Here is a 21,984-nt window from a genome sequence, read left to right on the forward strand (position 1 = left end):
GCAAATTAGACGGCGCCAGCAAGGGCGGGCTGCGTTGCCGGCCTGCGGACGAAGCTCTCGGTGCCGTAGACGGCAACGATCGCGATCGCAGCCACCGCCCAGATCGCAACACCAATCCATTGCTGCTGCACATGGTCGGCGTCGATGAACGCCTTGCCCAGGAAGCGCACGCTGTTCTGATGGGTGACATGCATAAGAATGGCGAGAAGCACACTGCCGGTGTTCTGATAGAGCCAGGTGAACACCACTGCCGCCAGCACGACGTTGATCGTGCCGTAGAGGCTGAGATCGCCGACCAGGCCGAGCGGAAAATGCCAGATCGCCCAGATCGCGCCGAGGATCAGGCTTCCGGCCAGCGCCGAATGCTTGGTCAACAGACGCGGTGTCGCAAAGCCGCGCCATCCCGGCTCTTCGCCAAGCGGGCCGCTGAAGACCGCATAGAGCGCGATGATCGGCAGTATCTCAGTGACGGCTGGAATGTTGCCCCAGGCCGGCGTCGCCGAGCCGAACAGCGGATTGACCAGGATTGAGGCAAGCTGCGTGCTCAATGGCAGGCCGAATGCCACCAGATACCATAGCGGAGATACCCGCCACTTCACCATGGAAGCGAGAATGGCCTTGACCGAAGCCCAGCCTCCGGAAAGAGCGGCGATGACGAATCCGGACACCATCGGGCCGAAGGTAAACCAGGGAATGCTATCGCCATTCGACAGGTAGAATGGGATGAAGGCAAACCAGGTCAGGGCAAGCGTCAACGAAAAGAAGGCAGCCAACTGATGCTGCCGCACCAGGCGCAGGAAAGAAGTCATGTCGGGCCTCTCACGGGCAGATGACAATGAGAGGTCGCCGGGCTGCCCAATCGGTCGACTTACATCTTGAACAGCCGGCCGAAACATTCCGGGAGGCTATGCGCCGACCACCTCGGTCGACCCGTTTCTTATTGGCAGCCGCGCTACCCGAAATCCTGAGCGGGTTCTGAGAAATTTCCGATATTTCATGCAGAACCGGCCAGTCAGACCGGTTGGAACGCCTGCCGACACGGCGGTCGTCCAGCGTTCCCGTTCGTCGTCTCTCCGTCATACACCCTGCCTATAGGCGTTAAATACAAGGGCGACTGGGGTGCGATCACCGCGGTCGGCGCCATAATAGTACGTCGGAAGAATGGGCCGGCAAAGCTAGCCTCGACGTCAAGCCGATTACTGACCTGACCCTGTTCGTGATGGCAGGTTACGGCAGCGACGACAACGTCGCGAAGAACTTCTATAAGCCGTGGGCGGGCAACTTTGCCGTCTGGGGCAGCGGCAGCTATGCCGTCAACAAGAAGACCTCGTTGAACGCCCAGGTCTCCTATACCGACGACAAAGACTTCGCTGTTGCGGCCAATGTCGCCTACACCATCGTTCCTGGCTACACGATCACCGCCGAAGTCGATTATTACGACAATTTGGATGCCGACGATGCCGACGCGATCGGCGGCATCTTCCGCTTCCAGCGCTCGTTCTGATCAAACGACGATCTCGCAGAAACGGCCCGTAGCGATACGCTACGGGCCGTTTTGGTTTGCGGCGGATAAGTCGCTCATCTTGATTTCGCCATCCAACCGGTGACAAGCTCTCGTCATGGAATGGCGCGACGAGGGAATCATTCTGGGCACCCGCAAGCATGGCGAAACCAGCGCCATTCTCGAGGTGATGACGCGCGTGCATGGCCGCCATCTCGGCCTCGTGCGCGGCGGCCGTTCGCGCAAACAGCAGCCGGTCTTGCAGCCCGGCAATCGCGTCGACCTGTTGTGGCGGGCGCGGCTCGACGAGCATCTCGGCACCTTCCAGGTCGAGGCGATCGAGATGAACGCCGCCCGGTTGATGGACAGCGCCGTTGCCGTCTACGGCCTGCAGACGATGGCCGCACATCTGCGTCTTCTGCCCGAGCGTGACGCCCATGGCGGCCTTTACGAGACGCTTGCGGTGATGATCGCTCATCTCGACGATGCCGATGCCGCCGGCGAGTTGGTGGCCCGCTTCGAGCTGCTGGTCCTCGACGAACTCGGTTTTGGCCTCGATCTCAGCCAGTGTGCGGCGACCGGCACCAGGCAGGACCTTGCCTATGTCTCGCCGAAATCCGGCCGCGCCGTGTCGCGCGCGGCGGGCGCGCCGTGGCGCGACAAGATGCTGGCGCTGCCTGCCTTCCTGCAGCGCGGCTCCGGGTTGCGCGCCGATCCGGCGGCGATCGAGGACGCCTTCCGGCTGACCGGCTTCTTTTTGACCCGCCATGTCTACGAACCGCGCGGCATCGAGCCTCCCGGCGCCCGCGCCGGGTTTCTCGCCGCCTTGCGCAGGCATCAATCACCCGGCCATGAATCCGGCAAGGCGAGCGCCGCAGAAACCGCCGGGGAGACCACCAGATGAGCGACGTTGAACCTTGTCCCGGCAACGTTTCGCCGCTCGGCCTTGGCACAAGGGCGGCACGCTGGCGGTTTCGGAAGCGGCGCTGAAGGATGTCAACGGCAAGCTGCTGGCTTTGGGCGCTGAAACATGCTCGATCTTTCCGGCGGCCAATCTGGTGGCACGTTGAATGGACCGGCCGTTTGGCCGCCGCATTTGAATGTCACTGAACATTGAGTGTCAGTGACAACTGGCCTGGTTTGGGGGAACCGCCATGTTTGAAAGCCTGATTGGCCTCGTCGCCATCATCGCGCTGTTCGTCATCATTTCACGCCAGCAGAGCCGTATCGGCCTGATCGAGCGCGAGCTTGGCGCCTTGCGCAGCCTTGTGCTTTCGGGCACGCCTGCGCTGCCGCCGCAAGCCAAGGAACCGGCTGCAAACGACAGCAAACCGGCGGATGCCGCAATACCGCTTGCGGCCGCAGCCGACCTGGCATCGCCAGGGACCGCAGCGGTCGCATCAGCCACAGAGGCCGAGGCCGATACCGCGGCGCCATCCGCGCCGGAGTCGGCGCAACCGGCGGCCGCGGCGAAGCCAGCTCGCCAGTCCGACGTCGAAACGGCTCTCGGTACTCGCTGGGCGGTCTGGGTCGGCGGCATCGCGCTGGCGCTGGGCGGCCTGTTCCTGATCCGCTACACCATCGAGGCCGGCATTTTCGGGCCACGCGTGCGGCTCGCCATGGCGGCGGCACTCGGGCTGGTGCTGGTCGCCGGCGGCGAGTTCATCCGGCGCACCGGCTTCAGGGTGCCGGTGCAAGGTGCCGCCGGTGCCTATATCCCGGCAATCCTGACGGCGGCCGGCGCCTTCATTTTGTTCGGTACCGTCTACGCCGCGTACAGCATTTACGGCTTTATCGGCCCGACGCTCGCTTTCACGCTGCTCGGCGCCATCGGGGTGGCGACGATCGCGGCAAGCCTGGTTCACGGTCAGGCGCTGGCCGGCGTCGGCCTGCTCGGTGCCATGGTGACGCCGCTGCTGGTCGCCTCGCAGGCGCCCAATCCGTGGGCGCTGTTCGGCTATCTGGCGATCGTGCTCGTCACCGCCGGCGTCATCGCCCGTATCCGCGACTGGAGGCTTTTGATGGCCGCAGCCTTCGTCGCCACCGGCATCTGGACCATCTTCTACATGACCGAAGCACCGGGGACGAACCTTTCCGTCATCCTTTTTATCGACGGGGTGACACTGGCCGTGCTCGCCTTCGTCTGGCTTGGCCGCCGCGACGAAGCGGTCGCCGGCAGCGGCTTCGATTGGCCGTCGATCGCGCCGGGCTTCTTCGTCGGGCTTTCGGCGCTGGCCCTGTTCGTCGATCCGGCCTTCGCCGCCATCCGCGGTGCATTGCCGGGTGCCGCCCTTGTCGCAGCCCTGGTGGCGGTGGCGCTCTATCGGCCGCGGGCGCTGGCACTGCTGCACGCCGCCGGGCTGGCGACTGTGCTGGTCTATCTCGGCATCATTCCGCCGACCACGATCGCTTCCGATTTTTCGGGCGGCGCTCTTGGCGTCGACGGCATGCCGGTTGTGGCGTCCGATGCCTTGATGCTCAGGGTCGGCATCGTTCTCGGCCTGGTCTTCATCGGCATCGGCTTTTGGGCAGCGCGCCGTTTTGCGGCCCATGGCTGGCTGCGCGCCGCCACGTGGGCGGCCTGGAGCGCTGTCGCGCCACTGGTCATCCTGCTGGCGCTCTGGTCTACCTTCGGCAATCTCGACCGTGACCTTGCTTATGCGGCGGTTGCAGCCGTATTGGTCGGGGTCTTCGCTGCCGGCGGCGAATGGATAGCACGCGGCGAAGCGCCGCCGCTGACCGGCGGCGCTGCCGTCTCCTTCGCGCTCGGCGGGGCGGCGATTGCCGGCCTGCTGATGCTGCACATGGCCTTTGGTTCGGGCTGGACAACCATCCTGCTCGGAGCAGCCGCCGCCGTGCCAGCGCTGGCGACGCGCTGGCGTAGCTATCCGGTGCTTGGATGGATTTCCGTTGGTGCGGTGATTGCAGTGCTTGGTCGCGCTGCCTTCGACCCGACCATCGTCGGTGCCGAGTTCCTGTCGAAGACGCCGGTGTTCAACTGGCTGCTGCTTGGATATGGGGTGCCGGCGCTCGCTTTCGGTTTTGCCGCCTGGCAGCTTGCCCGAACCACCAATGGCCGACCGCGCCTTGCCATGGAGGCCGGCGCCGCGCTGTTTTGCCTGCTCACCGTCGCCATGCTGGTGCGCCATGCCATGCATGGCGGCGTCATCGATACGGCTGCTGCGACGCTGGCCGAACAGGCGATCTACACGCTGATCGCCATCGGTGCCGGTGCCATCCTGGTCGCTATCGACATGCGCTCGCCAAGTCAGGTGCTGCGTTACGGCTCGATTGCAGCGGGCGTGGTCTCGGTCGCCTTCATCGTCCTCCAGCATTTTCTGGCGTTGAACCCGTTGCTGACCGATGAATCGACCGGCAGCATTCCGGTGTTCAACCTTCTGTTCCTCGCCTACCTCTTGCCGGCGGTCGCGGCAGGCGCACTGGCACTCCATTGCCGTGACAAGCGGCCGCAATGGTATGCGGCGATGCTGGCGGTGGTGGCGGCGGTGCTCGCTTTTGCCTATGCCACGCTGTCGGTCAGGCGCCTGTTCAAGGGTGAGTTCATCGGGCTGTGGAGCGGTCTCGGCCAGCTTGAGACCTATACCTATTCGGCACTGTGGCTGGTAATCGGCGTGGTGCTGCTCACCGCCGGTGTCTGGCTGAAGTCCCAGGTGCTGCGCATAGCGTCGGCAGCGCTGATCTCGATCGCCGTGCTCAAAGTCTTCATCTTCGACATGTCGGAACTGGAAGGCGTGTTGCGGGCGCTGTCCTTCATCGGCCTCGGCGCGGTGCTCATCGGCATCGGCCTGTTTTATCAGCGGCTGCTGACAAGGGCGGCGAGAGAGGTAAATTAGGTCGTCCACTGCAAGAAGGTCCAGCCTGGAGGACAGCGCGTTGCTCATAAACGACATAGCTACGATCGGCATCATCACGGCAGGCCCTGGGGGACCAATCGAAGGCTTCAAGGAGGGGCTGAGAGAACTGGGATTTGCCGAAGGCAGGAGCATTCGGTTTGAGCAGCGATCGGCCAATGGTGATTTGGGCAGGCTTCCCACCCTGGCGACGGAACTGGTTAGGCTGAACGTCGACCTTATCGCCGTGATCGGGGCGGTGACCGCGCGTGCGGTCCAAAAGGCGACAACGGAGCTCCCCGTCGTTTATTCTGTCGTCGTCGATCCGGTCAGTGATGGCCTCGCCGCAAGCCTGGAGAAGCCCGGCGGCAACATGACAGGAGTAACCAGCTTCGATCCAAACCAGGCGCGGACGCATGTCGAGTTGTTGCGAGCCGTCTTACCAGCGCTCTCCCGCATCGCGATCTTGAGCGATCAGGGGGTGTCCGATTGCCTGTCAGCCTCCAATGCTGGGCAATACAAGAATTTGGGCTGAACCCGCAGGTTCTCCGCATTATAGGGCCTCAGCCCGATCTTGACGGCGCTTTTGCAGCGATGGATCGCGAGCTGGTCGAAGCGCTCATCGTCCTCGAGGAGCCGATCATTGCAGCACTCCGCGCAAGAATCGCGGAGCTTGCCCTTGCGCGTCGCTTGCCAACCATCTTCGCGCGGGAGCAGATCGATGCGGGAGGTCTGTTCTGCTACGGCACCAGCTTGCGAAGCGCAACATATCACATGGCGCTGTGCGCGAAGAAGATTCTTGATGGCAAGAGCCCCCGCGACATACCAATTCAGACTTTGTCCCAGCACGAATTGGTGGTGAACTTGCAGACCGCGAGAAAGCTCGGTCTAACGGTGCCTTCAAATATAGTAAATAGAGCGGTGCGTGTGATTGAATAGTACTGCGGCCGCTGACCCGCAGCAAGGGAGACATAGGATCAAATGGCACTCTATATACGAGGCCCCGAAGTGGATGCTTCAGCGACTATGTTGCAGCGCCAGACGGACGCTCCAAGCAAAACGGAGGCGGTGCGGACCGCGCTTTGCACGAACTCGAACGCAGTCGCACCAATGTGTCGCTTCGCGACCGGATTGCCAGGCTGCAAGCCGAGGCGGTGAGGATGGGCCTGCCCAATCCTGACTTCGATATGAAGAAATTCACAGCCGAGATGCGGGAAGACTGACGTTTGTCGACGCGCCGCTATTCGTCACCACGCATTTCTTTCAACTTTCGGATGCAACCCGGGAATAAACCTGCCACCGGCAGCGTTATTCAGTTGCTTGGGTGACCGGGGCGGCGGACCGCTTCGCGCTGGCCGCTTGCGCCGCGCTGCAAAGGCGCGTTCAATCACCACGGACAGGGGCTCCAGAACCAGCGGTCATGGACGAAAAGAAGGCAGCAATCCTGGGTGAAATACCGCGTCTGCGCCGCTATGCACGCTCGCTGTTGCGCGACCGCGATTCCGCCGACGATCTCGTCCAGGATTGTCTCGAGCGGGCGCTTGTGCGGCTCGACAATTGGCAGACAGGAGAAAGCCCCAGGAGGTGGCTGTTTACGATCATGCACCATTTGTTCATCGACCAGATGCGCAAGGTGAACCGGCGCGGCGAGGCGGCGATGCTGCCGCTCGAGACAAGCGAGGCGCAGGCAGCACCCGCCGAGCAGGTCGAGAGCATCGCCTCGCGCGAGATCGTCGACGCGCTGCAGGCGATCAGCCCTGACCGGCGCGCGGCACTTGTGATGGTCGCCATCGAAGGGTTTTCCTATGCCGAAGCCGCCAACATCCTTGGAGTGCCCGCCGGCACTTTGATGTCGCGCATCGCGCGCGGACGTGACGAACTGCGAGCGCTGCTGGATGATACCGCGCGCCGCCGCTCGATAAGGATCGTTGAGAAATGAGCCGGCGCGATTTCTCCGAACGCGACATCCACATGGCTCTCGATGGCGAGTTGCCGGGCGACGAGCGGACGGCCTATGAGGCATGGCTCGAGGCCAATGCCGAGATGAAGGCCAAGAGCGCACGCTACGCCGCCGACCGGGAAGCGTTGCGCGCAGCCTTTAATGGCGTGCTGGACGAACCCGTGCCGGTGCGGTTGAGCAAGGTGGTGCTTGGCGAGGCGCCGGTGGTCAGAGTATCGCCGTCGCGCTCGCGTTGGTGGCTTGCGGCCGCCGCTGCCGCCATCCTGGCGATTGGCGGTGCTGGCGGCTACCTTGCCGGCATCGGCCGCCTCGGCCTGGAAAATACCGCCGAGGACCAGCTTGCCGAAGAGGCGATCGCCGCCCACGTCATCTATGCCGCCGAAACGCGGCATGCGGTGGAAGTGCCGGCAAGCGACAAGGATCATTTGCAGAGTTGGTTGTCGAACCAGGTGGGTCTGAAGCTCGTCGCGCCGGATCTGGCGGCGCAAGGATTCCAACTGGTCGGTGGCCGGCTGCTGCCCGCCGGCCAGGGCAAGGCCGCGATGCTGCTTTACGAGGACGTCAAGGGCGAGCGCATATCGCTCTTCGTCACCGCCGAATCGGCAGCCAAGGCCAAGGGCACCTATGGGGAGGACGATGGTCCTGAGGCCGTCTATTGGCTGGACAAGGGTTATGGCTGCGCCGTCGTCGGCTCGCTGCCGCGCGAGCAACTGGCCGCAGTGGCCAAGAGCGCCTATAGCCAGCTTTTGGCGGGCTTGCAAAGCTGAGCAGGCTCTCGCTCTTCCGGAGCCGCGCCGTTGCCTAAACACGGAGGTCGTTCAAAGCCTTTGCGCGACCTGCCTGCCGTCAAAACTGTCACAATTCGGCCCTAATCGAGGTGCGATAGCGCTTGCTGAATGCTGGCACTTCGGCTGGTGTGACCGATGTTTAGACTAGGGCCGTTTCCACAACCCAATCGAGGTTTTCTGAGCCCGCATGCCTGCCGAGATTCGCAAGGCCCGCGCGTCCGACGTCGATGACCTCGCCGCCATCGAAAAAGCCGTTTTCTCGAGCGATCGCATTTCTCGCCGCTCCTTTCGCCAACTGATCGAACGCGACACCGCCGAGCTGCTGGTTGGCGAAAGCGATGGCCGCGTCGCCGGCTATGCAGTCGTGCTGTTTCGCAAGGGCAGCGGCGTCGCGAGGCTTTATTCGATCGCCGTTGGTCCATTTTTCGGCGGCCGTGGCGTTGGCCGGCTGCTGCTGGAAGAGGCCGAGGCCGCCGCTTTCGAGCACGGCCGCATGATGCTTCGTTTGGAAGTCCGCGAGGACAACCCGCGCGCGATCCAGATCTACGAGCAGAGCGGCTACCGCAAGATCGGCCGCGAGCCGGACTATTACGAGGATGGCGCCACGGCGCTGCGCTATGAAAAGACCTTGCGCGGCGACATTCCGGTGGCCACCGAAGTGCCGTTTTATCAGCAAACTTGCGAATTCACTTGCGGACCATGCTGCCTGATGATGGCGATGGCTTACTTCGGCCCCGGATTCGTGCCGGATCCGGTGATGGAAATCAGGCTGTGGCGTGAGGCGACGACCGTTTTCATGATGTCGGGGCCGGGCGGCTGCGAACCGTTCGGGCTTGCCGTCGCCGGCTATGAGAGCGGGCTTGCTGCTGAGATCTATGTCTCCTTCTACGGCGCGCTGTTCCTGCAGTCGGTGCGCAGCGAGGACAAGCGCCGCGTCATGGAGCTGGCGCAGGTCGACTTTCGCCGCCGCGCGGAACTTTACAGCATCCCGGTGAATTACCGTTCATTCGGGCTTGACGACATTCGCACCGCGATCGCAGAGGGAAAACTGGTGCTGGTCCTGATCAGCGGCTTCCTGATGTTCGGCAAGAAGGTTCCGCACTGGGTATTGGCCATCGGTGACGACGGCGATCATATCCTGATCCACGACCCCTGGGTCGAGGACGAGCGGCAGGAGACGATCCTCGATGCTGCCAACATTCCCGTGCCTTACGGCATCTTCATGAACATGGCGCAATTCGGCCGCGACGGATTGCGCGCCGCCATCACTCTCGGAAAGCGCGATAGCCAATGACCTGGGTCATCCTTACCGGCCGGCAGAACGATCTCGACCAAGTGGCGACGCCGCACAAGATCATCACCAATCGCGACTACCTTGCCCATCCGGCACTGTTTCGCGGTCAGCGGCCGAAGGTCATCAACCTGTCGAACAATTACGGCTACCAGAGCCGCGGCTATTACGCGTCGCTGCTTGCTGGTTCGCGCGGCCATAAGGTCATCCCGACGGTCGAAACGATGATCGACCTGTCGGAGCGCAAGCTCTATGAGCACGCGTTGCCGGAACTCGAACTCGCACTCAACAAGTGCCGCAAGGACCTGGGTGGCGCTTTTCCCCAGAAGGTCTGCATCTTCTTCGGCATCGGACCATCCAGGATCTGGGACCGCTTCGCAAAACTTCTGTTCGACTGGTTCCGTGCCCCGGCGCTCGAGGTCCACATCAGGGACAGCGCCGAATGGGCCTCGATCCGCAAGATCGGGTTCCATCCCCTGGCCAGGATGACCGAGGACGAGGAAACGCACTTTCTCCAGTGCCTGGAGACCTACACCAACCGCGAGTGGCGCGACACCAAGGGCCGCACGCCGGCGCGCTACACTTTCGCCACTCTGGTCGATCCGCATGAGGAACTGCCACCGTCGGAGATTTCGTCGCTGCGCCACTGGGCCAAGATCGCTGAAAAGATGGGCGTCGAAATCGAGCCGATCACCAAGCGGGATCTGGCCAAGCTCGCCAACTACGACGCGCTGTTCATCCGCGAGACCACCTCGATCTCCAACCACACCTACCGCTTTGCCCGCCGCGCCCAGCAGGAAGGCATGCCGGTCATCGACGATCCGCTGTCGATGATCCGCTGCACCAACAAGGTCTATCTCAACGAGCTGATGACCTACAACAAGGTACCGGTGCCGCCAACGGTGATGATAGCCGGCACCTCGGACCTGGAACTTGCGGCGCAGACGCTGGGCTTCCCGCTGGTGCTGAAGATCCCGGACTCCTCGTTTTCGCGCGGCGTCAAGAAATGCGGCACTTTCGAAGAGTTGAAGTCGCTTGCAACCGAATGGCTGGAGGATTCCGACCTCCTGATCGCGCAAAAATTCATTCCGACGGAATATGACTGGCGCGTCGGTGTCCTCGGCGGCCAACCCTTGTTTGCCGTCCATTATCTGATGGCCAAGAAACATTGGCAGATCGTCAATCATAAGGCCAACGGCAAGCCCGATCAGGGCGGCATCAAGACCTTCACCCTGAAGGAAGCGCCGGCCCATGTCGTCGAGACGGCGGTGAGCGCGGCGCGTTGCATCGGCGACGGCCTCTACGGCGTCGACCTCAAGGAAACCAGGGACGGCGTCTTCGTCATCGAGGTCAACGACAACCCCAACCTCGACCACGGCTGGGAAGACTCTGGCGAAAAGGACGAGGTCTGGGTGCGGCTGACGCAGTGGTTCCTGGAGCGGCTGGACCGGCCGGGGCGATAATATCCGAACTGAGGGGAAAAAGATGCTGTTCTTCGTAACCGAGGATTTTCGCGGCTGCGACCGCAAGGAGATCTACCGCCGTTTCCGCGACCAGGGCCGCCTGAAGCCGGACGCGCTTCTCGTGCACCACAGCTGGATCGCAGCGGATATGAGCCGCTGCTTCCTGCTGGTGGAGGCCGATGACATCACGCTCCTGCAGCGGTGGGTCATCGAATGGGCCGATCTGGTCGAATTCGAGATTGTTCCTGTGGCGACGAACAAGGATATGGTTGAGGCATTGAGCGGGCACCTCTGACCCGGCAAGGAACCTCCTGGTTCGCCACACCTGAATTCCGCCTTCTCTATCAAGGAATTAACACGCGAATCGAGCGTCATCTCAAGGAGATCCAAGCCGGTTGCCCGCGCTTCCGCGAGACTGTCGCACTTAGCCGGACTGCCGGATCGTCGCGCTCGACCTCAGCAGCCGATTGATGTCCGACGCCTTTGACGGCACGCCGATCAAATAGCCCTGGGCCTCGACACAACCCTCCTTTTGCAGGAATTCAAGCTGCGCTTCGGTCTCGACACCTTCGGCGGTGACGGTGATGCCCAGCTGTGCGCCAAGCCCGATGATGGTGCGCACGATCGCCGCGGTATCGCGACTGTCGATGTCACGGGTGAACGAGCGATCGATCTTGATCTTGTCGACGGGAAAGCGCCTGAGGTAGCCCAGCGAGGAATAGCCGGTGCCGAAATCGTCCAGCGCGATGCGGACGCCCAGATCGCGTAGCTGCCTGAGTGTCTTGAGCACCAGATCGCTCTCGTCCATCAGCACCGTTTCGGTGATTTCCAGTTCAAGTCGGTTGGCCGGCACGCCCGAGAACGCCAGTGCCGAAATGACGCTGCGGGCAAAGGTACCGCTTTTGATCTGCACGGCGGAGACATTGACTGCGATGCGCCAAGCCGCCCAGCCTGCCGCGGTCGTGCAGGCTTTTCGCAGCGCCCATTCTCCGAGCGGCACGATCAGCCCGGTCTCCTCGGCGGCCGGAATGAAGTCGTCCGGCCGCACCAGGCCGCGCACCGGCGATCGCCAGCGCATCAAGGCTTCGGCACCGACGATTTCGCCGGAGGCGATGTTCATGATCGGCTGGAAATCCAGCTCGAATTCGCGGCGCGACAGCGCTGCCCTGAGATCGATTTCGAGCGCCCGGCGGGCCCGCACCATCGCGTCCATGGCCGGTTCGAAGAAGCGGTAGAGGTTGCGCCCTTCGCTCTTTGCCCGATAGAGCGCCATATCGGCATTTTTCAGCAAAGTCTCGGCGTCCTTGCCGTCATTCGGAAACAGCGCGATGCCGAGACTGATGCCGACACGCATGTCGTGTCTCTTGTCGCGAAACGGCTTTCCGATGATCTCGACTATGCGTTTGGCCAGCTTTTCCGCGTCGCCCGGGCTTTTGAGATTGAACAGGATGATGACGAATTCGTCGCCGCCGAAGCGGGAGACAACGTCCGTTTCATTGCGCAGGCACCGTTGCAGCCGTTCGGCCACGCATTTCAGCAGCCAGTCGCCGGCGGGGTGACCCCAAGTATCATTGACTGCCTTGAAGTGATCGAGGTCGAGCGAGAATATCGCCAGCGATCCGTCTCTCGTCTCGCTCAGGGCTTGGTCGAGCCGTTCGCGAAGCATCGAGCGATTGGGCAGGTTGGTCAGTGTGTCGTGGTGCGCAAGATGGGTCATGCGCTCTTCCACACGCCTGCGCTCGGTGACGTCGTCGAACGTCGCGACCCAGCCGCCGCCGCTCATCGGCCGGCGCGCAACCAACAGCGTCCTGCCGTCGGCGAGATGACGATGCGTTATGTGTGTTTTCCCCGCCCGCAGGCAGGCTTCGATTTGCGAGATTTCGCTGTCGGGGTCGAGCTTTGTATAAATGCCCAGTTCCAGCAGCCGCTTGAACGCATCACGGTGGCTCATGCCAAGCGGGAAGTCGGCGGGCCTGACATGATAAAGTTCCAGGAAACGTTCGTTGCGCACGATCAGCTTGCCGTCCGCATCGTACATCAAAAGGCCTTGCGACATGTTGGCAAGTGCTGCGTCGAAACGGCGGTGCTGCTCTTTCAACTCCTGCTCGGCGCGCCGTTGCTCGGTGATGTCCTCGTAGATCGAGACCCAGCCACCTGACGCCAGCGGCCGGTGCGAAATGTTGACGATGCGCCCGTCTGCAAGCGTTTCCTCATAGGTGGAAGGTTTTGCCTGGTCGATATAGGGCTTGCGGATGGCATAGAGTTGCTCGGCGCTTTGCGAGGCGATGCCGATATCCACGCTGTGCTGGAGGATGTCGAAAAACCGGATGCCGGGCCGCACCACTTCGGCGTCGAGGCGAAAGATGCTGATGTAGTTCCTGTTGCAGATGATCATCCGCTCATCGGCATCGAACATGCACAGGCCATGCGACATGTTCTCGATCGCTGCCGAAAAACGCTCGTTCTGTTCGCGTAGCTCGTCTTCGATCCGTCGCGGCAGACCAACGCCTTTGGCCCTCCGTCGGCGGACGGATGAACCAGCCTTGATACCGGCAACGGGCATGAGGCAAGCCTATGGACCATGGTTAACCACGGCACTGTTGTCCCTGCCGGTTAATTTACCGTTTTCAGCCGGCTGGAACGGCAGTCTGGCGTCGCGACTTTTCGATTGCCGCAAACCGTTTGAGAAAGGCATTCTGCGCCCAGGTCACCGAGCGCGGCGTGACATCGAAGCGCTCGGCGTTGAAACCGCGCGGCCTGCCGAAGAACTCGGTCGCCTCCGCCGTCGAAAAACCCGCAAGCAGCGTTGCTTCGAAATAAGCGGCGATCTGATCCGCTCGCTTGATTTCCTTGCGCAGCCCCGCGTCGAGTTCGGCAGGCAGTGAAAAGCGCAGATGGATGGCACGCTGCAGCCTGATCTCGCAATCCCTGTAGCTGCCGCCCATCACGGATTTGAACGGCGAGATCATATCGCCGATGACGTATTCCGGCGCGTCGTGCAGCAGCGCCGCCAACCGCGCGTCGGCGTCGGCATCCGGCATCAGTTCGCCGACAAGTGTTTCGACCAGCAGTGAATGCTGGGCGACCGAAAAGGCGTGATCGCCTCTGGTCTGGCCGTTCCAGCGTGCGACGCGGGCAAGGCCATGGGCAATATCGGAGATCTCGATGTCGAGCGGCGAGGGATCGAGCAGGTCGAGCCGGCGGCCGGACAGCATACGTTGCCAGGCACGCGGCGGCGCCCCGGCGCGGTCGGCCGCCATCAGGCGTCCTCCGCGCCAACGGCTTCCTGCGGAAAGCTGAATTTCGCCCAGGACGGGATGGCGAGCGACACGGCGACGTCGTCAGCCAGGATCGGCAGGCCGGCGTCGAGCGCTGCCTTGACCCGGTCGATGCGGGCAATGGCAAGGCCTGTCGTGCCGGCGGTCGAGCCAAGCGTGCCGACTGGTCGCCCCGCCACGGCCAACTCTGCGCGCGAAGTGGGCAGGGGGCGTTCGGCCGACACGATCAACACTCGGCGCCTGGCAGTGCCGCGATGCTGCATGCGCGAGACGACCTCCTGGCCGACGTAGCAGCCTTTCTTGAAGCCGACGCCGCCGATCTCGTCGAGCAGCACATCATGCGGAAACGCGTCGCCGAGCTGATAGTCGCTGCCGCTTTCGGCAATGCCATTGGCGATGCGAAAGGCTTGCCATGCGGCAAGGTCGCCGCCGTCTGCGGCGCCACCATAGAAGCGCGTGACGATAGCATCGACAAACCGCGCATCGGCAAACGGTGCAGATTCAAATTGCGAGGCAGTTGAATGGCTTTCCCATACGACGGTCACAACCGACTGATCTGCCTTGGCAATTTCGACTTTGGCGCGCAACTTGTAGAGCGTCAGCCGGCGCATGAAGTCTTCGATGGTCTCAGCACGGCATTCGAGCCGGAAAGTATTTTCGCCAGCGCGCGAGATCAGGAAGTCGAAAAGGATCTTGCCTTGCGGCGTCAGTAAGGCGCCGGGCTTTGCTTCGCCGCGGCCGAGCGCGTCTAGGTCGGTGGTCAGGATGTTCTGCAAAAAGTGCTCGGCATCCGATCCGGACACGGAAACGAGTGCGCGATCTCTGAGCGAGGCAAAGGGCATGGTGGGAAAACGAGCCTGATCTTGCAAAACTATCGGTCATTACGTAAGCCGCTGGCACTTCCCCCGCAAGAGACCGGATCCGCATGGCCCCCCTCTACGATCTCATCCTGACAGGCGGCACCGTGGTCAATCACGACGGCGAGGGTTTTCGCGACGTCGGTATCAATGGTGGGCGCATCGCTGCCATCGGCGACCTCCGCCAGGCATCGGCGGGCGAGACGATCGACTGCCACGGGCTCCATATCCTGCCGGGCGTCGTCGACAGTCAGGTGCATTTCCGCGAGCCGGGACTGGAGCACAAGGAAGATTTGGAGACGGGCTCCCGCGCAGCGGTGCTTGGCGGCGTCACCGCCGTCTTCGAGATGCCGAACACCAATCCGCTGACCACCAGCGAGGCAACCCTTGTCGACAAGGTGCGGCGTGCCACCGGCCGCATGCATTGCGACTTTGCCTTCTGGGTCGGCGGGACCCGCGACAATGCAAAAGACGTTGGCAATCTCGAGCGGCTGCCGGGTGCGGCCGGCATAAAAGTGTTCATGGGCTCGTCCACCGGCGACCTGCTGGTCGAGGACGACGAAGGCGTTGCCTCGATCCTGAGGAACACACGCCGCCGCGCCGCCTTTCATTCCGAGGACGAGTTCCGGCTGCGCGAGCGGCTTGGCGAGCGCATCGGGGGCGATCCGTCCTCACATCCGGTGTGGCGCGACGAGATCGCTGCATTGCGCTGCACAGAGCGCCTTGTGCGCATCGCGCGCCAGGTTCGCGCCCGGATCCATGTGCTGCACATCTCGACCGCCGAGGAGATAGGCTTCCTCGAACAGCATAAGGATGTCGCGACCTGCGAGGCGACGCCGCATCATCTGACGCTGAGCGCCGATGATTATGCGCAGTTGGGCACCCTGATCCAGATGAACCCGCCGGTGCGCGCCACACGCCATCGCGACGGGGTCTGGCACGGTGTTGCGCAAGGCATCATTGATGTGCTCGGCTCCGACCATGCGCCGCACACGCTGGCCGAGAAGGCAAAGCCTTATCCGGCGTCGCCGTCCGGCATGACCGGCGTGCAGACTTTGGTGCCGATCATGCTGGACCATGTCAACGCCGGCCGGCTGACGTTGCAGCGCTTTGTCGACCTGACCAGCCATGGCCCGCAGCGCATTTTCGGCATCGCCAGGAAAGGCCGTATTGCCGCCGGCTACGATGCCGATCTGACCATCGTCGATCTGAAGCGCCGCGAGACCATCGCCAACGCCCAGCAAGGCTCCAAGGCCGGCTGGACGCCTTATGACGGCAGGCAGGTGACCGGCTGGCCGGTCGGCACCATCGTTCGGGGCCGGCGCGTGATGTGGGAAGGCGAGATCGTCGCGCCGAGCCAGGGCAGGGCGGTGGAGTTTTGCGAGGCGTTGGCGGGCTAAGCTCCCTGCCTCATAAGGGCCAGGCTAAACCACTCAATCCCCAGCAACGAAGAACGTCCATTGTCCGGTCGGCGTGATGCCGACTCGGTAGAAGATGTACGCACCGAACTGCTTCATATCGTCATAGTCGCTGGCGGTGACGATCTTGAACAGCTCGACCCGCTGCCTGGCATCGAGTTTGTCCAGCGGCAGGGCGAAGAAATAGGGCCAGACATAGAGATCCTGCGGCGTGCCGGCATCGACATGGACATAACCGGCACTGAGCACCTCTTCCAGGATGGCGAGGATCTCCTGGCCTTCCGTATCGCCCGAAAGGCCCTTCAGGAAGGCGATCGGGTCGCCCTCGATGTCACCCAGCGACAATTGGGTCATCATGTCTCCCGTGCCGATCAGCGGCCGAAGCTTTTCGATGTCGCCGCTTTTGCACGCCTCGACGATCAGATCGTGCATGCGCCTGACCGGTTCCGGCAACTTGGCCAGGTCGTAGACGACTTCGGGCACAGGCGCGTCCGGATCGACATGCGGATTGGCCATCCCGCCATCGTCCGTTGGCCCTTTCGGTTCGGTTTGCTCTGGCTCCTCGGACGGAGTCGGCTGGCGGGCTGGAGGTGGTACCGTGCCGAGCGGGCCGGGCATCGGCACGGTACTTCCAGACGGCGACATGTCGCCGTCCGGCGGCGGCGTGACCGGCGAGGGCAGGTCTTCGCGTTTGATCTCGCTGAGGGCGTGAGCGGGGCTGCTCGCAAGAAACAGTGCAAGGGGAATTGTGGCGCAGGAAGCAGTAAGCCAAATGCCGAGGACCAGGCCGCGTGGCTTGCCTGATATCGAAAAATTCACCGCCTGCTACTCCCTGGTTCCAGCCCATCCATGTGCCCGGACATGATGTCCGGCGGCGCGCCGTCGTCAAAGAACCGGGATCAGTGCCGCAGTCTTTCGGGCTCGAAGGCCCCGGCAATCACCTTTTCACGCATGCGATCGAGCAGGGCAAGCGCCGAGGTCTCGCCATTGGCGCGCAGCATTTCGCCGAATGCCGTTTCGAGGGCTGCCTCGGCGATGATTTCCGGCTCGATCCCCGCCGACAATCCTTCTGCCCAGGCTTCGCTGTGGCTTTCCACGGCAGTCAGGCGCTTTTCTTCCCTGACCAGCGCGTCGATGTCGTTGACGCCATGTTCCATTGCGATGTCCACCCTTTCAAGCGGTGATCCGTTGGACAGGGATCAAGCTTGAGTTGTCCCTTTTACACGCAGGCGCAAGTAAGTATCTGTAAATGCGACATTTTTTTGGTCGCTGTCTACAAATTCCGTCGCGTCTAGCAAACCTGCATCCGATCCGTTTCAAACTTAGCCGATTAGGTCGGCCAAGGGGACGGAAACCTTCAGTTTGAGTTAATTTCACATCTGCGCGCTAACGTTTCGTTAACATAGTTGCAAAAGTGCAACATTAGGTTTGCACCAAGACCTCAGTCGAGGCAAGCGGGGAAGTGTCGAACGCGTCCACCGCGACGGCGCCGACCCTTGATGCGGCTTTTCCGGAAAGCGGCTGCCGTCGTCAGTTTCCGTAGCGCGAAGCGATGTCGCGAGACAGCGTCTCGCCTTCCTTCATGTAGCGGCTGATGGCTTCCGTCGCCGAGGCGGTGCATTGCGTATAAGTGCCGCCGAACGACCGGTAGCCGCGGTTGAAGCTGGCGATGAAGCGGGCGCGCCGCTCCGGGTTCGGATTTTCCGATGCGATCAGTTTTTCCATCTCGGCTCGCCACCGATCGCCCTTCTCGCCACACAGATTACGCAGGAAATGCAGCGAGCCGAGCACTTCCGCCAGCCGCATCAGCCCGGGCTCGAACGGTGCTTCGGCGGCGATCGCCGGGCGCGCACCGACAACCACACTGACGGCGAGGCATGCGGCGAGAAACGAAGACGTGCGGCTCATGAGGCTTTGTGCTGGAACAATTTGTCGCCTGCAAGGCGATTCTCTGGCTCACGTCTTGCCGTCTTTTTTGGGACCGAGTAGATCGTCGGCAATTTCAAACACTGCATCGGCGAGCGGCATCGCCATCATTTCGGCCAGCGTATAGAAAGCCGCGGTTTCGGCGTCGTCGCTGGCAACCGCCTCGCCGCCGGCATAATCGGCCCCAAACACCGTCAGCCAGTAGTCGACCGGATGTCCGTCCCCGCTGCCGTCGATGTGGATTTCCCGCAGCGGCCGGTAGCTGCGCGCCTGCAATCCGGTCTCTTCCAGCAATTCGCGCCGTGCTGCCTGTTCCAGCGTCTCGCCGGCTTCGACCTTGCCGCCGGGAAAGGCATAAAGGCCTTGCGAGGGCGGCCTGGCCCGCTTGACCAGCAGCACCGTGTTCTCGCGCACGACGCAGGCCGAGACTGCCGGAATGATCTTGCGTGCTTCCATGGCTCCGGATCGCTCGATTGGCACAGCCCGTTGTGGACCGACCGTCGGCGAACAGCTTTAGCGATTGCGAAAGGCAGGTTCCATGGCCACTTTCATACGCCACCAATCGAAAGCTGAATTCATGTGCGGACGCTTCGCTTTGACAGCCACTCCGGACCAGACCGCTGCCTTTCTCGGCCTGGCGGAACTTGAGGAGTTTCCGGCCCGCTACAATATCGCGCCGACGCAGCCGGTGCTGATGGCGCTCGCCGGATTGACGCAGGCGCCGGCCTCGAACCTGCCCGACCGCCGCTCGATTCTGGTGCGCTGGGGCCTGATCCCTGCCTGGGTGAAGGATACGCGTAACTTCCCGCTGCTGTTCAACGCGCGTTCCGAGGGGGCTTCGGAAAAGGCGTCGTTTCGCGCTGCCATGCGCCATCGCCGCGCCCTGGTGCCGGCTTCGGGATTCTACGAATGGCACCAAACCGGTGGCAGAAGAGGGCAGCCCTATTGGGTGCGGCCAAGACAGGGCGGGGTTGTCGCCTTCGCCGGGCTGATTGAGACCTATGCCGAGCCGGGCGGCTCGGAAATGGACACTGGCGCCATTCTGACCGCCCACGCCAATGCCGATACTGCCCATATCCACGACCGCATGCCGGTAGTGATCCATCCCGAGGATTTTGCACGCTGGCTGGATTGCCGCACACTCGAGCCGCGCGACGTGGCCGATCTGCTGAGACCCGCCCAGCCCGATTTCTTCGAAGCGATCCCGGTTTCCGACCTCGTCAACAAGGTCGCCAATACCGGGCCAGAGATTCAGGAGAAGGGCGTCGTCGAGCCTGAGCTCGAGAAGGTCAAGCGCCAGAAGTCCGGCGCGAACGACAATCAGATGAGTTTATTTTAGCAAAAGCTACTGTTACTGGCTCGCCGTGAGCGCCTCAATCTTCACCCGACCGCATTCTCAGGCAGCGCGCGGCGAGACGATCTTCTGTGCCGGCTTCTTCTTCTTCGCGGTGTGCAGAAGAGCGGCGACGATTGCTGCCGGGCCGATCGCTCGGTAATAGCTGGCGAGCGCCGGTTGCTTGGCACGGCTGGGTTCCTGCTTGGGCATTCTTCTCTTCCCTAGTAACGTCTTCGTGTCTGCGTTTGCTGGCCGAATCCGACCAAATCGTGACGCTTGCTGATCTAGCCGGCGAATGTTTCATGACAGTGCCGACATGTTTAATAAAATGTTTCAGTGCCGCATTTCCTGTGATCCAACGATATTTTTGGCGAAGGTAGCGACTTGACGGCAACACCGGGCAAGGCGATAAAGCCGGCCATGAAAACGCCTTTCGCCATTTGTGGCATTTGCATTATCGGCTAGCCTCGCGCTGGTCCTGGACGTTTTCGCCTCATCTCCTCCAAGATTGGACAAACGCCCCGGCCAGCAGGCTGGAGCCCGATTTGCGCCTCGGCGTAACTGGCTTCATCCAGAGCACGATCCCAAAGATCATGCTCAACCAAAGTAACGCACCGGGAACGCACGTATGTCTGACGCATCGAAGAGCCTGCGCCTCTACAATACGCTAACGCGGAGCAAGGAGGATTTCTTCCCGATCGATCCGCGCAACGTGCGCATGTATGTCTGCGGCCCGACGGTCTATGACTTCGCCCATATCGGCAATGCGCGGCCGGTGATCGTCTTCGACGTGCTGTTCCGTTTGCTACGCCATCTCTACGGGGAAGCGCACGTCACCTATGTCCGCAACATTACGGACGTCGACGACAAGATCAACGCTCGCGCGCTGCGCGATTTCGGCGGCGAAATTGCATCGGGCAAGCTGTCGCTGAACGAAGCGATCAGGCGGGTCACCGAAAAGACCGCCGATCAGTTCCACAAGGACGTTGCGGCGCTCGGTTGCCTGGAACCGACGGTCGAGCCGCGCGCCACCGAGTTCGTCGAGCCCAGGCCCGACGGCAAAGTCGACATGATCTTCTTGATTCAACGCTTGATCGAACGCGGCCATGCCTATGTCGCGGCTGGAGAAGTCTTGTTCGACACCGCTTCCATGCCGGATTATGGGCAGTTGTCGAAGCGCAATCTCGATGAGCAGCAGGCCGGCGCCCGCGTCGCCGTCGATGCGCATAAGAAGAACCCGCAGGATTTCGTGCTGTGGAAATTGTCTTCGCCCGAGGAGCCGGGCTGGGACAGCCCGTGGGGCAGGGGTCGGCCGGGCTGGCACATCGAGTGCTCGGCGATGTCGGCCGCCTATCTCGGCGAGGTGTTCGACATCCATGGCGGTGGTCTCGACCTGATCTTTCCGCACCACGAGAACGAGATCGCGCAATCGCGTTGCGCCCACGGCACCGAAACGATGGCCAAGGTTTGGATGCACAACGGTTTCCTGCAGGTCGAAGGGCAGAAGATGTCCAAGAGCCTGGGCAATTTCTATTCGATCACCGAATTGCTGGAGACGGATACCTTTGGCGGCCGCAAATGGCCGGGCGAGGTGCTCAGGCTGGCGATGCTGATGACGCATTATCGCGAGCCGATCGACTTTTCCGTGCGCAAGCTGGAAGAGGCGGAAAGGCTGCTTACGAAACTCTACCGTCGATTTGATGAAATCTGGCCCGTGAACCCAACCACACCGGAACCTCGAATTTTGGAGCATTTGCTCGACGATTTGCAGACATACGATGCGTTCCGCACCGCTTCTTCATCTGAGTACGGAGCTGGGGATGATGCGGGCCGAGTCTTGGCTGGTCTAAAACTTCTGGGTCTTATGCAGCACACCCCAGATGAATTCTTACGTGGCGTCCCAGCTGTGACTGAGACCAAGGCCGTCGCCCACGCAAGCATTCCGGAGGAGGACGACACCCTCGACGCATACGGCTCTGTTGGTCCCACCAAGGATCGTATCAGAGCGCGTATAGACGAAAGACTCGGTCTTATTCGCGAAAAGAACTGGGCCGAGGCCGACCGCATCCGCGACGAGCTTCTGGCGCAAGGCGTGCAATTGAAGGACGGAAAGGACCCGGTCACCGGCGCCCGCATCACCACCTGGGAGGTAAAGCGGTGAGGGTGGAGGTCGAAATGCGTGCAAGGCTGGCGAAGGCTTTTGTGATGGCCGATCTCCCCCGCAAGGGGGGAGATTGGCTGTCGTCGATGATTTCGCCAATCGCGAAGGCGAGGGTGCTTGATGGGTCACGACCTCGTTCCATCGCGTCAGCGAA

General features: G+C 62.1%; 24 protein-coding genes. 15 read left to right on the forward strand and 9 right to left on the reverse strand.

All coding sequences use genetic code 11. From position 1 onward, the window contains the following. Nucleotides 1–5 precede the first annotated feature (5 nt). Nucleotides 6–809, reverse strand: coding sequence for a CPBP family intramembrane glutamic endopeptidase (locus NKI79_RS30140; RefSeq protein WP_352480326.1), 804 nt, complete (start codon nucleotides 807–809; stop codon nucleotides 6–8). A gap of 386 nt (nucleotides 810–1,195) precedes the next feature. Here NKI79_RS30140 and NKI79_RS30145 point away from each other — a divergent pair, with 386 nt between their 5' ends. The 12 genes from NKI79_RS30145 to NKI79_RS30200 all read left to right on the forward strand — a co-directional run bounded on the left by NKI79_RS30145 (nucleotide 1,196) and on the right by NKI79_RS30200 (nucleotide 11,149). Beyond that, the gene (locus tag NKI79_RS30145) at nucleotides 1,196–1,504 is read left to right on the forward strand and encodes a porin (RefSeq protein WP_352480340.1); all 309 of its coding nucleotides are present in this window, start codon (nucleotides 1,196–1,198) and stop codon (nucleotides 1,502–1,504) included. A gap of 115 nt (nucleotides 1,505–1,619) precedes the next feature. Continuing rightward, nucleotides 1,620–2,405, forward strand: coding sequence for a DNA repair protein RecO (gene recO / locus NKI79_RS30150; protein ID WP_352480327.1), 786 nt, complete (start codon nucleotides 1,620–1,622; stop codon nucleotides 2,403–2,405). A 13-nt stretch (nucleotides 2,406–2,418) separates the two neighbouring features. After that, entirely contained in the window at nucleotides 2,419–2,571 is a 153-nt protein-coding gene (locus NKI79_RS30155; RefSeq protein WP_254820198.1) for a hotdog fold domain-containing protein, read from the forward strand. An 84-nt stretch (nucleotides 2,572–2,655) separates the two neighbouring features. Continuing rightward, nucleotides 2,656–5,355 (forward strand): DUF2339 domain-containing protein, encoded by a 2,700-nt coding sequence (locus NKI79_RS30160; protein WP_352480328.1) that lies wholly within the window; start codon nucleotides 2,656–2,658, stop codon nucleotides 5,353–5,355. A gap of 40 nt (nucleotides 5,356–5,395) precedes the next feature. Next, on the forward strand, nucleotides 5,396–5,887 hold the full coding sequence (locus tag NKI79_RS30165) for an ABC transporter substrate binding protein (protein ID WP_352806762.1): 492 nt from the start codon (nucleotides 5,396–5,398) through the stop codon (nucleotides 5,885–5,887). Beyond that, a complete protein-coding gene (locus tag NKI79_RS30170; protein WP_352806764.1) occupies nucleotides 5,842–6,291 on the forward strand; it encodes an ABC transporter substrate binding protein in 450 nt (149 codons plus the stop codon). Before NKI79_RS30165 ends, NKI79_RS30170 begins: the two co-directional genes overlap by 46 nt. Before the next feature lie 143 nt (nucleotides 6,292–6,434). Further along, the gene (locus NKI79_RS33365; RefSeq protein ID WP_502895551.1) at nucleotides 6,435–6,575 is read left to right on the forward strand and encodes a hypothetical protein; all 141 of its coding nucleotides are present in this window, start codon (nucleotides 6,435–6,437) and stop codon (nucleotides 6,573–6,575) included. A 197-nt stretch (nucleotides 6,576–6,772) separates the two neighbouring features. After that, nucleotides 6,773–7,291, forward strand: a complete 519-nt coding sequence (locus NKI79_RS30180) for a sigma-70 family RNA polymerase sigma factor (RefSeq protein ID WP_254820200.1) — start codon at nucleotides 6,773–6,775, stop codon at nucleotides 7,289–7,291. Further along, on the forward strand, nucleotides 7,288–8,079 hold the full coding sequence (locus tag NKI79_RS30185; protein WP_352480330.1) for an anti-sigma factor family protein: 792 nt from the start codon (nucleotides 7,288–7,290) through the stop codon (nucleotides 8,077–8,079). The genes NKI79_RS30180 and NKI79_RS30185 overlap by 4 nt, the downstream gene beginning before the upstream one ends. A 208-nt stretch (nucleotides 8,080–8,287) precedes the next feature. Continuing rightward, a complete protein-coding gene (locus NKI79_RS30190) occupies nucleotides 8,288–9,394 on the forward strand; it encodes a peptidase C39 family protein (RefSeq protein ID WP_254820202.1) in 1,107 nt (368 codons plus the stop codon). Then, a complete protein-coding gene (locus tag NKI79_RS30195) occupies nucleotides 9,391–10,854 on the forward strand; it encodes a RimK family ATP-grasp domain-containing protein (RefSeq protein WP_254820203.1) in 1,464 nt (487 codons plus the stop codon). The genes NKI79_RS30190 and NKI79_RS30195 overlap by 4 nt, the downstream gene beginning before the upstream one ends. Nucleotides 10,855–10,876: 22 nt before the next feature. Further along, nucleotides 10,877–11,149: a DUF3303 domain-containing protein gene (locus tag NKI79_RS30200; RefSeq protein ID WP_254820204.1), complete on the forward strand. Its 273-nt coding sequence runs from the start codon at nucleotides 10,877–10,879 to the stop codon at nucleotides 11,147–11,149. Nucleotides 11,150–11,278: 129 nt separating this feature from the next. Here the strand turns inward: NKI79_RS30200 and NKI79_RS30205 are convergent, their stop codons facing one another. The 3 genes from NKI79_RS30205 to ygfZ form a co-directional block, all read right to left on the reverse strand. Further along, entirely contained in the window at nucleotides 11,279–13,417 is a 2,139-nt protein-coding gene (locus NKI79_RS30205; protein WP_352480331.1) for a putative bifunctional diguanylate cyclase/phosphodiesterase, read from the reverse strand. A gap of 64 nt (nucleotides 13,418–13,481) precedes the next feature. Continuing rightward, complete coding sequence (locus tag NKI79_RS30210; protein WP_023677753.1) at nucleotides 13,482–14,114, reverse strand: HD domain-containing protein; 633 nt, start codon at nucleotides 14,112–14,114, stop codon at nucleotides 13,482–13,484. After that, nucleotides 14,114–14,974: a CAF17-like 4Fe-4S cluster assembly/insertion protein YgfZ gene (gene ygfZ, locus NKI79_RS30215; RefSeq protein ID WP_352806768.1), complete on the reverse strand. Its 861-nt coding sequence runs from the start codon at nucleotides 14,972–14,974 to the stop codon at nucleotides 14,114–14,116. The genes NKI79_RS30210 and ygfZ overlap by 1 nt, the downstream gene beginning before the upstream one ends. 83 nt (nucleotides 14,975–15,057) lie before the next feature. Here ygfZ and NKI79_RS30220 point away from each other — a divergent pair, with 83 nt between their 5' ends. Further along, on the forward strand, nucleotides 15,058–16,389 hold the full coding sequence (locus tag NKI79_RS30220; protein ID WP_352806771.1) for a dihydroorotase: 1,332 nt from the start codon (nucleotides 15,058–15,060) through the stop codon (nucleotides 16,387–16,389). Nucleotides 16,390–16,422: 33 nt separating this feature from the next. Here NKI79_RS30220 and NKI79_RS30225 read toward each other — a convergent pair whose 3' ends face one another. The 4 genes from NKI79_RS30225 to NKI79_RS30240 all read right to left on the reverse strand — a co-directional run bounded on the left by NKI79_RS30225 (nucleotide 16,423) and on the right by NKI79_RS30240 (nucleotide 18,789). Further along, the gene (locus NKI79_RS30225) at nucleotides 16,423–17,226 is read right to left on the reverse strand and encodes a hypothetical protein (RefSeq protein WP_352480334.1); all 804 of its coding nucleotides are present in this window, start codon (nucleotides 17,224–17,226) and stop codon (nucleotides 16,423–16,425) included. A gap of 80 nt (nucleotides 17,227–17,306) precedes the next feature. After that, entirely contained in the window at nucleotides 17,307–17,564 is a 258-nt protein-coding gene (locus NKI79_RS30230; RefSeq protein ID WP_008874920.1) for a hypothetical protein, read from the reverse strand. A 373-nt stretch (nucleotides 17,565–17,937) separates the two neighbouring features. Then, nucleotides 17,938–18,315: a TIGR02301 family protein gene (locus tag NKI79_RS30235; RefSeq protein WP_023677748.1), complete on the reverse strand. Its 378-nt coding sequence runs from the start codon at nucleotides 18,313–18,315 to the stop codon at nucleotides 17,938–17,940. 48 nt (nucleotides 18,316–18,363) lie between these two features. Then, nucleotides 18,364–18,789, reverse strand: a complete 426-nt coding sequence (locus NKI79_RS30240) for an NUDIX hydrolase (RefSeq protein ID WP_352806773.1) — start codon at nucleotides 18,787–18,789, stop codon at nucleotides 18,364–18,366. A gap of 121 nt (nucleotides 18,790–18,910) precedes the next feature. Between NKI79_RS30240 and NKI79_RS30245 the strand changes: the two genes are divergently transcribed. Next, on the forward strand, nucleotides 18,911–19,672 hold the full coding sequence (locus tag NKI79_RS30245; protein ID WP_352806776.1) for an SOS response-associated peptidase: 762 nt from the start codon (nucleotides 18,911–18,913) through the stop codon (nucleotides 19,670–19,672). 57 nt (nucleotides 19,673–19,729) lie between these two features. Here NKI79_RS30245 and NKI79_RS30250 read toward each other — a convergent pair whose 3' ends face one another. After that, a complete protein-coding gene (locus NKI79_RS30250) occupies nucleotides 19,730–19,879 on the reverse strand; it encodes a hypothetical protein (RefSeq protein ID WP_254820210.1) in 150 nt (49 codons plus the stop codon). 418 nt (nucleotides 19,880–20,297) lie between these two features. On the opposite strand from NKI79_RS30250, the gene cysS reads away from it, so the two are divergent. Beyond that, entirely contained in the window at nucleotides 20,298–21,830 is a 1,533-nt protein-coding gene (gene cysS, locus NKI79_RS30255; RefSeq protein ID WP_352480335.1) for a cysteine--tRNA ligase, read from the forward strand. The last annotated feature ends 154 nt before the right edge of the window (nucleotides 21,831–21,984 follow it).

Source organism: Mesorhizobium sp. M0340 (assembly GCF_040321535.1).
Taxonomy (GTDB): Bacteria; Pseudomonadota; Alphaproteobacteria; order Rhizobiales; family Rhizobiaceae; genus Mesorhizobium.